14 protein-coding genes and 1 pseudogene are annotated in these 13,010 nt (G+C 67.1%); 7 read left to right on the top strand and 8 right to left on the bottom strand.

Annotated features, from left to right (window positions below):
• Positions 1 to 20: 20 nt before the first annotated feature.
• The gene (locus BDK92_RS02005) at positions 21 to 533 is read left to right on the top strand and encodes an NUDIX domain-containing protein (RefSeq protein ID WP_121154046.1); all 513 of its coding nucleotides are present in this window, start codon (positions 21 to 23) and stop codon (positions 531 to 533) included.
• A gap of 173 nt (positions 534 to 706) precedes the next feature.
• Complete coding sequence (locus BDK92_RS02010; RefSeq protein ID WP_121154047.1) at positions 707 to 1,057, top strand: hypothetical protein; 351 nt, start codon at positions 707 to 709, stop codon at positions 1,055 to 1,057.
• A gap of 331 nt (positions 1,058 to 1,388) precedes the next feature.
• On the opposite strand, the gene BDK92_RS02015 is transcribed toward BDK92_RS02010, so the two are convergent.
• On the bottom strand, positions 1,389 to 1,754 hold the full coding sequence (locus BDK92_RS02015; protein WP_121154049.1) for a nuclear transport factor 2 family protein: 366 nt from the start codon (positions 1,752 to 1,754) through the stop codon (positions 1,389 to 1,391).
• Between the two features lie 57 nt (positions 1,755 to 1,811).
• Positions 1,812 to 3,254 carry an MFS transporter gene (locus BDK92_RS02020; protein ID WP_246016732.1) on the bottom strand — a complete coding sequence of 481 codons (1,443 nt, stop codon included), beginning with the start codon at positions 3,252 to 3,254 and terminating at the stop codon, positions 1,812 to 1,814.
• A gap of 171 nt (positions 3,255 to 3,425) precedes the next feature.
• Between BDK92_RS02020 and BDK92_RS02025 the strand changes: the two genes are divergently transcribed.
• Entirely contained in the window at positions 3,426 to 4,208 is a 783-nt protein-coding gene (locus tag BDK92_RS02025; protein ID WP_121154051.1) for an MmyB family transcriptional regulator, read from the top strand.
• Between the two features lie 82 nt (positions 4,209 to 4,290).
• Here the strand turns inward: BDK92_RS02025 and BDK92_RS02030 are convergent.
• The 4 genes and pseudogenes from BDK92_RS02030 to BDK92_RS02045 form a co-directional block, all read right to left on the bottom strand.
• Positions 4,291 to 4,518, bottom strand: a pseudogene (locus BDK92_RS02030) (NADH-quinone oxidoreductase subunit H); the annotation flags it as partial.
• 288 nt (positions 4,519 to 4,806) lie between these two features.
• Complete coding sequence (locus BDK92_RS02035; protein WP_211349018.1) at positions 4,807 to 5,391, bottom strand: dihydrofolate reductase family protein; 585 nt, start codon at positions 5,389 to 5,391, stop codon at positions 4,807 to 4,809.
• A 32-nt stretch (positions 5,392 to 5,423) separates the two neighbouring features.
• Positions 5,424 to 5,930 carry an SRPBCC family protein gene (locus BDK92_RS02040; RefSeq protein WP_121154053.1) on the bottom strand — a complete coding sequence of 169 codons (507 nt, stop codon included), beginning with the start codon at positions 5,928 to 5,930 and terminating at the stop codon, positions 5,424 to 5,426.
• A 3-nt stretch (positions 5,931 to 5,933) separates the two neighbouring features.
• Complete coding sequence (locus tag BDK92_RS02045; RefSeq protein WP_121161503.1) at positions 5,934 to 6,275, bottom strand: ArsR/SmtB family transcription factor; 342 nt, start codon at positions 6,273 to 6,275, stop codon at positions 5,934 to 5,936.
• Between the two features lie 423 nt (positions 6,276 to 6,698).
• On the opposite strand from BDK92_RS02045, the gene BDK92_RS02050 reads away from it, so the two are divergent.
• From BDK92_RS02050 to BDK92_RS02060, 3 genes are all read left to right on the top strand, one after another.
• A complete protein-coding gene (locus BDK92_RS02050; protein WP_121154055.1) occupies positions 6,699 to 7,688 on the top strand; it encodes a hypothetical protein in 990 nt (329 codons plus the stop codon).
• 390 nt (positions 7,689 to 8,078) lie between these two features.
• Complete coding sequence (locus BDK92_RS02055) at positions 8,079 to 8,915, top strand: IS5 family transposase (protein ID WP_121154057.1); 837 nt, start codon at positions 8,079 to 8,081, stop codon at positions 8,913 to 8,915.
• Positions 8,916 to 8,966: 51 nt separating this feature from the next.
• Positions 8,967 to 9,419, top strand: a complete 453-nt coding sequence (locus BDK92_RS02060) for a hypothetical protein (RefSeq protein WP_121161505.1) — start codon at positions 8,967 to 8,969, stop codon at positions 9,417 to 9,419.
• Positions 9,420 to 9,639: 220 nt separating this feature from the next.
• On the opposite strand, the gene BDK92_RS02065 is transcribed toward BDK92_RS02060, so the two are convergent.
• On the bottom strand, positions 9,640 to 10,068 hold the full coding sequence (locus BDK92_RS02065; protein ID WP_121161507.1) for a DUF4259 domain-containing protein: 429 nt from the start codon (positions 10,066 to 10,068) through the stop codon (positions 9,640 to 9,642).
• Positions 10,069 to 10,831: 763 nt separating this feature from the next.
• Positions 10,832 to 11,497: an SMI1/KNR4 family protein gene (locus BDK92_RS02075; RefSeq protein WP_147456881.1), complete on the bottom strand. Its 666-nt coding sequence runs from the start codon at positions 11,495 to 11,497 to the stop codon at positions 10,832 to 10,834.
• 585 nt (positions 11,498 to 12,082) lie between these two features.
• Between BDK92_RS02075 and BDK92_RS02080 the strand changes: the two genes are divergently transcribed.
• Positions 12,083 to 12,910 (top strand): alpha/beta fold hydrolase, encoded by an 828-nt coding sequence (locus BDK92_RS02080; protein ID WP_121154063.1) that lies wholly within the window; start codon positions 12,083 to 12,085, stop codon positions 12,908 to 12,910.
• The last annotated feature ends 100 nt before the right edge of the window (positions 12,911 to 13,010 follow it).

A 13,010-nucleotide genomic window follows, 5' to 3' on the forward strand; every position in this document is an offset into this window, starting at 1 on the left:
GCAGCTCCGTGTGCCACAGGATGTCGGGAAGCACTACGGTACGTGACGGCACATCACTCGGCGTTGGCACGATCGGCGGCGGCTCACCACAATGGCAGAATGCGCATGTGTCGAATCCCTCGCAGAGTGCTGCTCCGGCGCACATAGTTACGGCGTTCCTCCGGGACGGTAACCGGCTGCTGCTGTGCCACCGGTCCGCCGAACGCCACCGGTATCCCGACGTGTGGGATCTGCCGGGTGGTCACGTAGAACCCGGGGAGCTTCCTGCCGCGTCGCTAGTTCGAGAACTACGGGAGGAGCTAGGGATCGACGTCGCCCAGCCGACGGGCCCGCCGATGGACGAAATCCATGCCGACGGGTTCAGCATGCAGATTTGGCTGATCGAAACCTGGACGGGAACCCCGGCCAATGCCGCGCCCAACGAACACGACGCCATCGCATGGTTCGCGGAGGATGAGCTTGGAGAATTGCGCTTGGCTCATGACGGCTACCTTGCGATGTTCACCAAGGCATTCGCCGAGCAGCGAGCCTGACCTCTGACCGGGCGCACTCACATCGACAGTTTCGGACGTGGGTCGACACCCAAGGTCGGGTACGGAGCGTAACGGTTCTGGCTGAAGGTAGCGCGCACGGACGGCGGCAGATCCAGTCATCCGTGGAGCTGTCCGGCAAATCATGCTCGCTGCAAGGCCAGTAAGCTGCCCACATGTCTTCCGCACTTGTTGTTGGTTACGACCCGCAAGCCATGCCCGGCGTCGACGGACAGGCTCTTCGCGCGGCTCTCGATGGGGCGCTGAGCCGCTTTGGCGAGCACGGCATTGACGCGGCCATGGTGCTGGTCGTGTTCGATGAATCGGCCGAGTCCACCCTCGTCACGTCGCTGACCAAGCAGCCGTGGGATGTCGTGGTTGTCGGCGGCGGGATCCGCAAGACCGAGCAGTTGCTTCCGCTCTTCGAGCAGATCGTGAACCTAATCCGCCGCCACGCGCCCCAGGCCGCCATTGCGTTCAACACCAGCGGTGGGGACAGCGTCGAGGCGGCACAGCGCTGGCTCTGAATCCCGCCCGTCTGATCACGTCCTGAGCCACATCCGGGTCGCGGCAATGGGATCTGTGCCGTGGAAAACATACGCGCACTTGTCGTACCGCGGGCATTGTCGGCTTAGTCATGCATCCGTGACGGCAGCACGCTAGCCACGGCCATCGGTCACCCCCTGCGTCAACCGGTCCCAATCCACGACCAGCTCGATCACTCCATTCGCGCTGGTCACATCTCGCGTCTAACTGATTGGCATCGAACTACCCGGGATCATGGAGTCGGACGTCGCGGCAACGACGGCCCGACTCCACGATCCCGGATCACCGGAGGCCCGCACACTCCGGCAACGATCAGCGATCGACGAACTGGTGGTCGCTCTTGATCAACCCCTCCTGGTCGAGCAGGACGAAGTCGAAGCCGACGTTGCGCACCTTCCCCGAGGCGATGTCCACCATTTCCCAATTGAACCGGACGGCGTTGTGGTGCCCGGTCGCGTTCCGGACGGCCCGGAAGACATGCGTCCCCGGCCTGACCCACTTCTCGTAGGAGCCGGCGACCCGGGCCTCCATTTCCGCCTGGCCGTGCACCTCCTGCATGGGGGTGTAGTGGGCGACGTCCGGCGCGAAGAGTTCCGCGATGGTCATACGCCTTACTTCAGGGTCGGACTCGTTCCACATGTCGACGTAGCGGTGGGCAAGGTCGTGCAAATCCCTCACAAGGTTCCCTCTTCCTTGAATTACTTACGTTCCCTGGTTACTAACAACTTCCCCGGATTACCTGCGGCCGGGAGCCTTCGGCAGGGTCTGCACCACGAACGCGAGCAGGACGCTGATGCCGAGGACGCAGTACAGGCAGGCGGTGAAGGCGTCCGGATAGGCGCGATCCGCGCCTCCGCCACGCGAGAGCACGTCGTAGAAGACGAGCCCGACCAGGGCTACCCCGAGTGCGTTCCCCACCTGCTGCGCGGTGCCGAGTACGCCTGAGGCGGCACCGGCGTTGTCTGCGGAGACCCGAGCCAATACGGTCGCGGCCAGCGGGGCGATGGCCAGTCCCATGCCCGCACCGTCCAGGAAGAGACCGGGTACGAGCCAACCAACACTTCCGGAGGTACCGATCTTCGCGACGGCCCAGATTTGCAGCACCAGGGCGAGGATGCGGATCAGGCACCCGATGGCGATCGTCTGTCGCCCGAGTCTGGCTGCGACCTTGCGGGCCGTCATCGAGGTGATGATGTAGCCGAGCCCAAGTACGCCGAAGACCAGCCCCGAGTCCAGGGGATCCAGATGACGCCCCTGCTGCAGATAGAGGGCCAGCACCAGGAAATAGGACGCCATGCTGGCGAAGAAGGTCAGCTGCGCGACCAGCCCGGCGGTGAAGGCCCGTTCCCGGAAAAGCGCCATATCCATCGAGGGTGTGCCTCCATTCGCCCCGCGCCAGCGTTGCTGCCGGACGAACACGGTCAACAGCAGGCCGCCGGCGAGGAGACAGGGCCAGACCCAGAGCGGCCAGCCCTGTGCCCGTCCCTCGATCAGCGGCAGGCAGATCCCGACCAGGGCGAGCGTCACCAGGACCATGCCGATCAGGTCCAGCCGATGCCGCCCCGGTGCCCGGGACTCGGGTACATACCTGCCGGCCAGCAACGCGGCGGCCAGCCCGATCGGGAGATTGATCAGGAAACAGGCCCGCCATCCGAGGCCGAACAGGTCCTCCCTGATCAGGATGCCACCGATCAACTGTCCGAAGACGGCGGCGATCCCGGCGGTCGCCGCGTACCAGTTGATCGCGCGGGCCCGGGCCTCGCCGGAGTAGACCGTGCTCAGGATGGCAAGGACCTGCGGCACCATCAGGGCCGCCGCAAGCCCCTGAACCAGGCGGGCCACCAGCAGGAAGCCGGGGCCCGTCGCGACTCCGCAAGCCGCCGAGGCGAACGTGAAGACAATCATGCCGAGGATGAACGTCCTGCGGCGGCCGTACAGGTCACCAAGCCTTCCGCCGGTGATCAGCCCGACCCCGTACGCCAGGGCGTAGCTGGCGACGATCAACTGGATCTGGGCCTCGCTGGCCCGGAGGTCGGCCTGCATCGACGGAATCGCCACGTTGACGATGAAAAAATCCAGACCGGTGAGGAAGACACCGACCAGGACGACGGCGAGGGCGGCCCGATGCGGCAGTGCCGGGACCCTCGGCTGCGAACCCGAACCGCTCGAGGCGTCCACGCCGCTCGACGGTCTGGCGGAGGTCGGGGTTGTGATCACGCGGGGTCTCCAGTCGGCGGAAGCTCACCGCAACGGATGTTGGTCATGCGCTGAATCGTGCGACCAGCGCTGGCCAGCGACAATTCCCCGCAAGGAATGGCCGGGACGGAATCGGGGCGCTAGACATGTGGCGTGAACTTCCCCCAGGCACTCCGAGAACGCCGGACCCGCCGTCGACTCAGCCAGCTCGAGCTGGCGGTCCGCGCCGGCACCACCCAGCGACACGTCAGCTTCCTGGAGAGCGGCCGGTCGGAGCCGGGCCGTGAGATGGTGGTACGCCTGGCAGAATCACTGGATCTTCCGCTGCGGGAGCGGAACGGCCTGCTGCTCGCGGCCGGCTACGCCCCCGCCTACCCGCAGACCTCGTTGAACGATCCAGCGCTGGCTGCGGTGCAGACCGCGTTGCGGCACATCCTGACCGGGCACCTGCCCTATCCCGCGATCGTCGTTGACCGGCACGGCGACCTGGTCGCGGCCAACCCGGCGTTCGGGCTGCTCACCGACGGCGTGGCGGCCGGGCTCCTCGAACCGCCGATCAACGTGTACCGGCTCGCCCTGCATCCCCAGGGTATGGCGCCACGGATCGGGAACTTCACCGAATGGGCCCAGCACATCCTCGTACGGCTGCATGCCGAGATCCTCCGGAACCCCGACGACCGGCTCGCCGCCCTGCACGCTGAGCTGGAAGATTACGTACCGGACCGACCGCTGCCCACCGGCCACCTCGGGTTCGCCGTCCCGCTCCGACTGCGTACGGCGTACGGCGAACTGAATCTCGTCACGACCATCACCACCTTCGCCACCGCCGTCGACATCACTCTCGCCGAGCTGAAGCTCGAAGCGTTCCTCCCGATGGACGAGACGACCACCTCGATTCTCGCGGAACGGGCCAATGACGCCGCCGGCCGGGCGTAGCGCAGTGGCCCTCACGTCTGTCGGCCGGCGGGGCCGGCCGTTAGTCGACTGCCAGCCTGCCGCCGGCGGTCAGGACGAGTTGGCGGCGGATCTCGGCGAGACCGGCGACGAACAAGACGATCATCGCGGGCGGGTGCCAGATCAGCCACCACGGCTGCCAGGCGGTGACGATGCCGGGCAGGCTCAACGTAGCGGCGGCCATCGCCACACTGGCCTCCGCGAGGACCAGCGGCAGCTCGTAGCCGAGCAGCTGGGCCGCGCCCCGGATCCCACCGAGCAGGCTGTACTTGTTGGCCGACGCCCAGGCCGCCTGGTCGCCGACCGGGCCGGACGGTCTGCTCAAGCAGTTGACCGCCACCACCTCCACCGCGGTCATCGCCACCCGCCGTCCGGCCGCAGCCATCGCCAGGCGACCTGACGGCGAACCGATCGCCTACGCCGTGACCTGATGGCCAGCAGCGTGCGATGCCGCCAACTGCGGGATTGGCTCGACGCGGCCGCCGTCATCGCGTCATTGGCCGCCGAGGACGCCGCACTACGACGACAGGCCGCGAACTCTGCCACCCGATCGGTCATCCCACCGCTCCGTACGCCGGAGTTAGCTGACGCGGCGGTAGCGGATGTGGGTGGTAAGCGGTGAGTGAAGCACCTCGGCGGGTTCGAAGCCGAAGGATTCGACCCCGTCGAAGATGCGCTCGCCCGAACCGAGCAGGACCGGTGCGATGTCGAGGGTGAGCTCGTCGATCACGCCGGCGATCAATGCCTGTCGGACGGTCGAAGCCCCACCGGCGATGTCCACGCCGTTGTCCCCGGCAGCCTGGCACGCTGCGGCGTAGGCCGCGTCAAAGCCCTCGGTGACGAAGTGGAAGGTCGTCCCGCCTTCCATCTGGATCGGGTCATGTCCGTGATTGGTCAGCACGAACACCGGCGCGTGATACGGCGGTTCGGGGCCCCACCACCCGGTCCATTCCTCATCCCAGTCCCCGCGGATCGGGCCGAACATGTTCCGACCCATCACATACGCGCCCCGTGGGCGCATGAGCCACTCGTTCGCGACCTTGTCGGCATCGTTGGCGCGCGGGTCGCCGATGTGCCAGCCGTGCAGCTCCCGCCCCCGCTTGCCCAGGGGGTCCTCGCGGCTCTGGTCCGGCCCAGCGACGAAGCCGTCCAGCGAGATCGACATGTGGCAGGTGGTGTCCGGCAACTTCCTGGCCATCAGCGGCCCTCCTTCTTCTGGGCGATCTCGGCGACGTAGGCCGCCAGGTTGCTCAGCGTCTGCTCGCCGCCCTCGATCGCGTGGTACTTCTCTACGGCCTGGTCGCGCAGTTGTTTGGTGGGGAAGACCGTGCACATCACGATCCGGGTCGCGGTGCCGTGCGGCGCGAAGGCCAGGGTCGACTCGAAGGCGTTCGGGTCGCCGCGGGACTCACCGTGCAGCAGCGCGATCCGCTCCGGTGGGACGATCTCGGTCCAGGAGATCCACTCGGAGTAGTCGGTCCCGTCCGGCCCGTGCATCACGAAGTCCCAGACTCCGCCGACGCGGAACTCGAAGGACCGCGTGGTGGTGGTGAACCCCTCCGGTCCCCACCACCGCGACAGGTGCCGCACCTCTGTGAACGCCTCGAACACCAGCTCTCGTGGGGCGTCGATGACCCGGGAGATCACGATCTCCCGGTCGGCCGTCGCCGGCTCCGTCCGCGTTTCCTGCCTTGCCCCTGCCATCGGTCATTCCTCCTGCCGTGTCTGCTTGAGGTCCTGCACGTAGGTGTCCAGCCGGTCGAAACTCTCGTTCCAGAACCGCTCGAACCCGCCGACCCACTCGTGGACCGGCCGCAGCCCGCGGGCGTCCAGGCCGTAGAGACGCTGCTTGCCCGCCCCGCGGACCCGCACCAGCCCCACCTCCCGGAGCACCCGCAGGTGCTTGGACGCCCCCGGCTGGGTCATCCCCAGCTCCCGGGCCAGGTCGGTCACCGGCCACTCACCCGCCCGCAGCAGCGCCAGGATCTCCCGGCGCTGCGGCTCGGCGATCGCGTTGAAGACGTCCGACGTCGTCGCTGCTCGTGCCACGGCAGCCATCATATGCCCATATCGGCACGCGTCAAGTCGAGATGAATCAGGCCAACTAACCACCCACGGTATGCCGAACCGGGCCATCGCGTCCGAGGCTCGGGCTCCTGTCCCGTCACGGCAAGATCCACAGTACGGGCGACTGCCGGTGCCTACGCATCGGCACGTCCGGAAGTCTCGTGGAGCGCCGACAGTCACGATCTGTAACGCGCGGATCGTGGCAGATCAATGCCTTCACAAGGGCGGGTGCGGCTGCGGGGTGTTGGACCACCGAGCCCATTCGGGGACGACTCCACGCGACTTGAACGACTTCGGGCGTGGCGGTTGCAGCGGAATCCCGACGGATCCGGCTGAGCCGGGACCGTAGCTGCCCGGCACTACGAAGAACCCAGGACCAGTACGCGGGCCTTAAGATCCACTGCTATGGTCCGCACCACACCTGCGCGTCCCCTGGACATCACCGAACTCTTCCCCGAGCTGCGGGAACATTCCACCACCGCTACCCGCCTGCATCCCCGGCCCGGCGCTCCGACCGTTGCGGACAGCTCGGTCGGCGGACCGCTGCTGTGGCCGGCCGACGAGGTATGGCCGGTCTGCGACGACGCCGGGGCGCACGAGCCGTACAACCTGACCACCCCGGCCGCTGTGCGCCGCAGGCGGGAGATCCTCGCGACCGCGCAAGCCCGGGAGCCGCTGCCGGGCGGGGATTTCTTGACCGCGGAGGAGCGGGCCGAGCTCGATGCGGCCGACGCTCTGGACCTGGACGACCTGATCGAGGATCGGATCCCGTTGGTCCCGGTCGCGCAGCTGTACCGGCAAGATATCCCGGACTACGCCGGTCCGGACGGCACCGACCTGCTCCAGGTGCTGTGGTGCCCGGTGGACCACTCGGACCGGCACTACAGTCCTCGCGTCTTCCTCTACTGGCGCGACAGTTCCGCCGTCGGCCCGCTGCTCGAAGCGCCTCCCGAGCCGCTGGTGATCAGCGACATGTACCTGCCGGTTCCGTGCGTGGTGCACCCCGAGCAGGTTCGCGAGTACCAATACGCCGATCTGCTCCCCGATGACCTGCGCGAGCGGCTCGCCGAATGGGATGACGACGAAGACGATAGCCGTCCCCACTATCAGACCGACTTGTCGCTGGCGCCGGGATGGAAGGTCGGCGGGTACGCGAACTGGTCGCTGACCGATCCGTACCCGATGGATTGTGCTGCCTGCGGCACCGCGATGACCCTGATTTTCACCGTGGACTCGGGCGACTGGAACGGCATGCATTGCAGCTGGCGCCCGTCCGAGGAGAACCCGACCGCATCCCCAGACACCGTCGGCGTGCAGATCGGGCGCGGCTACTCGCTGTACACCTTCCGCTGCCCCGAATCATTCGATCATCCCCCGGCCACCGCTATGCAGTGACGCGGCCCCCTCCATGGCTTGCCGGCCTCCGAACGCACTCATCTCGACAGTTCCGTGCGCCACAGGATGCCGGAAAGCACCACCGTGCGTGATGACACATCGCCTGGCGTCGCGCACGGCCGGCAGACGACCCGAGGACGTCTTGCAGGACATAACCACGGCGGTCACCATACGATGCGGACTCCCAAGCGCGACCTGCAGCAGAGGAGCACGCGGTGATGAGAACGCTGCGACAAGACCAGCCGCCTCGCATTGAGTGCCGCCCCGCTGCCTGTCGTACCTGGACGGCAGGATGCTGGTTTGGCGATCGCGACGGCTCAGTGAGTGTTTGACAGGGGTGTCGGACGGCGTGTCCGTCGGGTGAGTGGATCTTCGTCCGAGAGTTCCGGTGTGGAGCGGACGCGGACGTATGACTCGGACCTGACCGATACCGAGTGGGAGATCATCGAGCCGATGCTGCCGTTGATCAAGGAGCCTGGCCGGGTGCCGAAGCACCCACGCCGGGACGTGGTCGACGCCATCTTGTACGTGGTACGTACCGGCTGTTCGTGGCGCCAGTTGCCGGTGGACTTCCCACCCTGGCAAACGGTGTATTGGCAGTTCAAGCAGTGGGAGAAGCGCCAGGTCACGCAGCGGATTCTCGACCGGTTACGGGAGGAGATCCGCCTCGCCGAGGGCCGGAACCCGCAGCCGTCAGCGGGAATCATCGACTCCCAGTCGGTGAAGGCCGCGGACACCGTCGGTAGGGACACCCGCGGCTACGACGCCGGGAAGAAGATCAACGGTCGCAAGCGGTTCATCGTGACCGACACCCTCGGCCTGCTGGTCTGCGTGTGGGTCCTCGCCGCATCGTGGCAGGATCGCGACGGGGCGAAGGGCGCCCTGGTGGCCGCCTACACCGCGACTCCGATCCGGTATGTGTTCGCCGACCAGGGCTTCGCCGGCCGTCTGGTCGACTGGTGCCGCAACATCCTGCACACCACGTTGGAGATCGTTCGCAAGCCGGCTGACCAGGAAGGATTCGTGGTTCATCCCCGCCGTTGGGTGGTCGAGCGGACTCTGGCCTGGATTACCTCGTACCGCCGCCTGGCCCGCGACTACGAACGCGACCCGGCGGTGTCCGAAGCCCTGATCCGGTGGGCCGCGATCAACCAGATGGTCCGCCGACTCGTCCGAGGCGGCCCAGCCCGCCGACGCCAACGACGCACGTTCAACCAGCCCGACTGACAACCAACTCAAACACTCACTCAGACCGTCCGCGTGGAGAGGACGATTTGGATGAGGGTCGGACCGCCGAGCCGTCTCGCTATCGATCACGACGACTATCACGCCGAGCATGTGGGGCGCACCGCTGAAGGAAAACAGTTCTTCCTCACCACCCCCTTCGAGCCCGCCATCCGTGCGGAGGAAGATGGTCAGGAGTTCGTCGCCTTGTACCTCTTCGACCCCGATGGCCGGTTTCTGGAGGCCCGGATTGATGCCTTCGGTCCCAGAGCCCGGATGGACCGCGCGGCGCGCCGGGCGGCATACGACGCCCGGCTGAAGGAACTTGGGGAGGTCACGTTCACCCGCATCGAAGTCGAGCCCTTCGCAATCAATCGGTTCGGTACGACCTTCGGCCTCATCCCAAGAGAGCCGGAGGAGGACGACGACGCATGGTGGGTCACCCTGGAGCCCGGCGACTACATGGCCTTCACCGACCCATGGGACAGCGGTGAGTACGACACCTGATGCCCAGTCAGGCAGACGCACTCAACTCGACAGTTTCGGACGTGGGTCGACACCCGAGGTCGGGCACGGAGCGTAATAGTTCTGGTTGAGGGTAGCGCGCACGGACGGCGACAGATCAGTGCGCGACCACGTCTGGAAGTTCCGCGCCCAGTAGCGGTAGCCGCACGTGTCGACGCCGCGCATATACTCCGCCAAAAAGGCGTACGTTGGGTCTCGTCGTTCAGATCTCGAAAAGCGTCTCACGCTGCGGCGGGTCGAGGACATTCCGTAGCGCGATGATGTTCCCGCGCCACTGCGATCCTTTCGAGACATCGTTCCATTCGACAGCGCGCCAGGAAGACGCTGCGAGAACGTTATCGAGGGCGTCGATAGCCAGCTGCTTCAGCGCGTTCGGGAACTGCGGCATCGGCGCGGACGGACCGTAGATGGGGCAAGCCGCTTCGCCTCCCGGGCATTGCGCAGCGATAAGAGCCGCCGCAGCTACCGCCTTCGAAATATGCCACATGTCGATGTCGACGTTAGCCGTGACCACACGGTCCAGCGCGCCACAGACCATCTCGATCCGTGCGTCCGCCGTCGCGGCGTCCAGGTCGCCGGCGAAGTCTGCGGCGTCGTCGTTATCGAATGGACCTACGTCCCAGAAGCCCAAAGCCGCCCCCCCCCCCCCCCCCCCAACTGGCACTTTCGCGATCTTCGACCAGCTCGGTGCCGGTCGTCAACCCGCCCTAGCACCCACCATCCTCGGTGGTGGCGCGGTGTGTGGCAGATCCGGATGGCTGTGCGCGCGGGAAAAGCCCTTCCGTTATTGCGTCAGATCCACGTCCAAGAACGCATCGCTCTCCACAAACGTCCGCGCCAACGTGCACGCCGCGGATGGAGGAAGACTTCTATGTCGCCCAGCGCGTTGTCAGCAGTACCACTGAGGTGTGGGATGGACCGAGCTCGGTGCAGCGCGGCGACTACTCGGCCCTCGTCCAGTTGGCGATAGACCCTCGCCGTATGACCCCGACACGTTGCTCCAAGAGCGCTGACCTGATGGTCGTCGTGCGTGAGTAAGTGAAGATACAGTTCCTGTAGTTCTTTCCAGTCCCCGTCGCCGTACAGTGCGGTGCCGGCCATGGCATTCAGTGCGCCAGAAAGGTCACCACGACCGAGTGCTGCGCGTACCTCGGCCGGTGTCGCTGACGGCGGGTTGTGGAAAACAAGATGTTCATGGGGCACGGGTCACATCCTTGCTCACATTGAGCCGGCACGGTCAGGCGGCCCGGGTCTTGGGCTCACTGAACTCGGCAGTTCCGGGCTCCGGTCGCAGCCGACGGCCAACACGGAGCGTGGCGACTCTGGCTGAGGGTGCCGCCGCACGGTCGGCGGCAGATCCGGATGCCTCGGCTTGAACGCCCTGTTCTTCCCCGTCACTGGCTCCAGCGGGCGCCCGGTATCGCCGCGTAGATCGCGTGCAAGCCGACGGGCGTTTGCGCCCGTACCCACACCCATATCCAGTCATCACCGTGCGTTCGCACGAGCTGCCCCGGCCGCGAGTACCAGCGGACGGGTGAGTCCTCGGCCTCGACCCACGTGGGCACCTCGGGCAGCGGTACGCGGTCAAAGCGCGCCACCACCGAGGGCACCTGGTCCGGTGGCAGCTCGCACGCGCTGACCGCCGCACCCTCCTGATCGATCGCGGCGGTCAGCGCGAAATCGACGCAGGCAAGCGAAAGCCGATCGAGGTACGGTCGCCATCCTGACCCGGTGTCGATGACGACCGGCGGGTCCGGCTGGTCGGCGGCGGCGAGCGGGATGCCCCACGCCGTCTCGGTGACCAACGGGTCAGCCCAGTGGAACGACAAAATCCCGTCCTCGGCGTAGATCCCACGCGGGTCGAGGAGCCCACTGCACGCGTACGCCTCGCGCAGCGCCACCGGCAGCCGAAGCCCCAGCCGGCTGGTAGCCTCCTCCACCCCGACAGCCGGGTCACCCGGCAGTCCCCAGGCGCTGGTGAACAAGCGCAGGAAATCCCACGCCGCGGCACGGTCATCCAGTCGCCGACGTAGCGCCCCTGCGGTATCGAACCCAGTCACGTCCGTCCTCAGCTCCGGTAGGGCACTCCACGCCTTCGAGATGGTCAGATGTGAACGACACTAGGTTGTGGCTCGCGGATCATGCATCTCGTTCGTTAGACGGGTAGGGCCCGTGGAGACCCGAGCAGCGCCGAGTGGGCTGTGCTGGAGCTATTGCTTCCGGCGCAGCCCGCTCGTGGCGGTCTCCCGATCTGCTTTCGTACCTCGCCGGGCCGGTCGCGGATCTGCTGCGGCGTGAAATGGAGAACCAGGATTCCCCGCGGCGACCCGACCGTTGTGGTGCTGAAGGCCCCCAGCCGGCCGCCAACGACCACCCCCCGTCGCCGTCGAGCAGGACCTTCTGAACTGAGGCCAGCCGTCGCGAAAAGCGCCGGCGCCGCGCCGATCGGTTCCGCCGTGTAGCTCATCGCCGCCTCGTGCTGTTGGCGATCTTCCCCGGCATGGGGAGGGAATCGCGCATCCGGCCGGCGGCGGGCCTACCCGGGGCGTGAGTGACCAAGCTCTCCCCGGTCGACTACGGTTGCCCGTCGGCTAGCGGCCACGGTTGAATCGCTGGTCCGACGCCCCGAACAGGTCAGGAGACCAATGACTGCCACGTCGTACACCCCGTCCGGTATCGCGTACGACCGGAGCGAACCGCAGGAGGGCGGCCTGCCCGTCGTCTTCATCCACGCGGGCATCGCCGACCGGCGCATGTGGGACCCGATCTGGGGCGACCTGGCCGCTGACCGTACGGTCGTCCGTGTCGACCTGCGCGGCTTCGGCGAGTCGACGACCCGGCCGGACGGGGCGCTGGACCACGTCGCCGACGTCCTCTCAACGCTGGAGCATCTGGGCGTCACGCGGTGCCACCTGGTCGGCGCCTCGTTCGGTTCAGGCGTGGCCATGGAGGTCGCCCTGACCCGCCCCGATCTGGTGCAGTCGCTGTTGCTGTGCCCGCCCGGTGGCAGCCTCCTGGCCGAGCTTACGCCCGATCTGCGCAGCTTCTTCGACGCCGAGAAGGCGGCCCTGGCCAGTGGCGATCTCGATGCTGCCGTCGAGGCCAACGTGACCACCTGGGTCGCCGGCCCCGGCCGCAGCGTTTCGGAGGTCGAGCCGTCGGTGGTGTCCGCCGTCCGGCTGATGCAGCGCAATGCGTTCGAGATCGCGGACTCGTGGGGCGAGGTCGACGAGGCGGAACTGGCGCCGCCCGCCCTGGAACGACTGGGCGACCTGGACCTGCCGGTGCTGGTACTTGTAGGCGGACACGATCTGGACACCACCCACGACGCCGCCCGCCGCGTGTGCGCCGGTGCGCCCCGGGCCCGGCGGGTGGATTGGGATGACGTCGCGCACCTGCCGTCGATGGAACGGCCGGTGGGTTTCGCCACACTCGTCCGCGACTGGACCGCTGGGGAAAATCCCTCCTCATAGGACGCCGCGAAGCGGTCGAGCGACGGCGGCCAGGGAGCTTCCCACATCCGAGCCGCCGCCTGCGGACTAGCCGTGCGCCCGTCGCCGCGCACGGACATCG

It is taken from the genome of Micromonospora pisi (assembly GCF_003633685.1).
GTDB lineage: Bacteria > Actinomycetota > Actinomycetes > Mycobacteriales > Micromonosporaceae > Micromonospora_G > Micromonospora_G pisi.

What these genes read in the sequence shown, in the direction of transcription:
- BDK92_RS02005 (WP_121154046.1), top strand. Translation starts at nt 21, where the DNA reads ATGTCGGGAAGCACTACGGTACGTGACGGCACATCACTCGGCGTTGGC.
- BDK92_RS02010 (WP_121154047.1), top strand. Translation starts at nt 707, where the DNA reads ATGTCTTCCGCACTTGTTGTTGGTTACGACCCGCAAGCCATGCCCGGC.
- BDK92_RS02035 (WP_211349018.1), bottom strand. Translation starts at nt 5,391, where the DNA reads ATGTCGATCTCGCTGGACGGCTTCGTCGCTGGGCCGGACCAGAGCCGC.
- BDK92_RS02040 (WP_121154053.1), bottom strand. Translation starts at nt 5,930, where the DNA reads ATGGCAGGGGCAAGGCAGGAAACGCGGACGGAGCCGGCGACGGCCGAC.
- BDK92_RS02050 (WP_121154055.1), top strand. Translation starts at nt 6,699, where the DNA reads ATGGTCCGCACCACACCTGCGCGTCCCCTGGACATCACCGAACTCTTC.
- BDK92_RS02060 (WP_121161505.1), top strand. Translation starts at nt 8,967, where the DNA reads ATGAGGGTCGGACCGCCGAGCCGTCTCGCTATCGATCACGACGACTAT.
- BDK92_RS02080 (WP_121154063.1), top strand. Translation starts at nt 12,083, where the DNA reads ATGACTGCCACGTCGTACACCCCGTCCGGTATCGCGTACGACCGGAGC.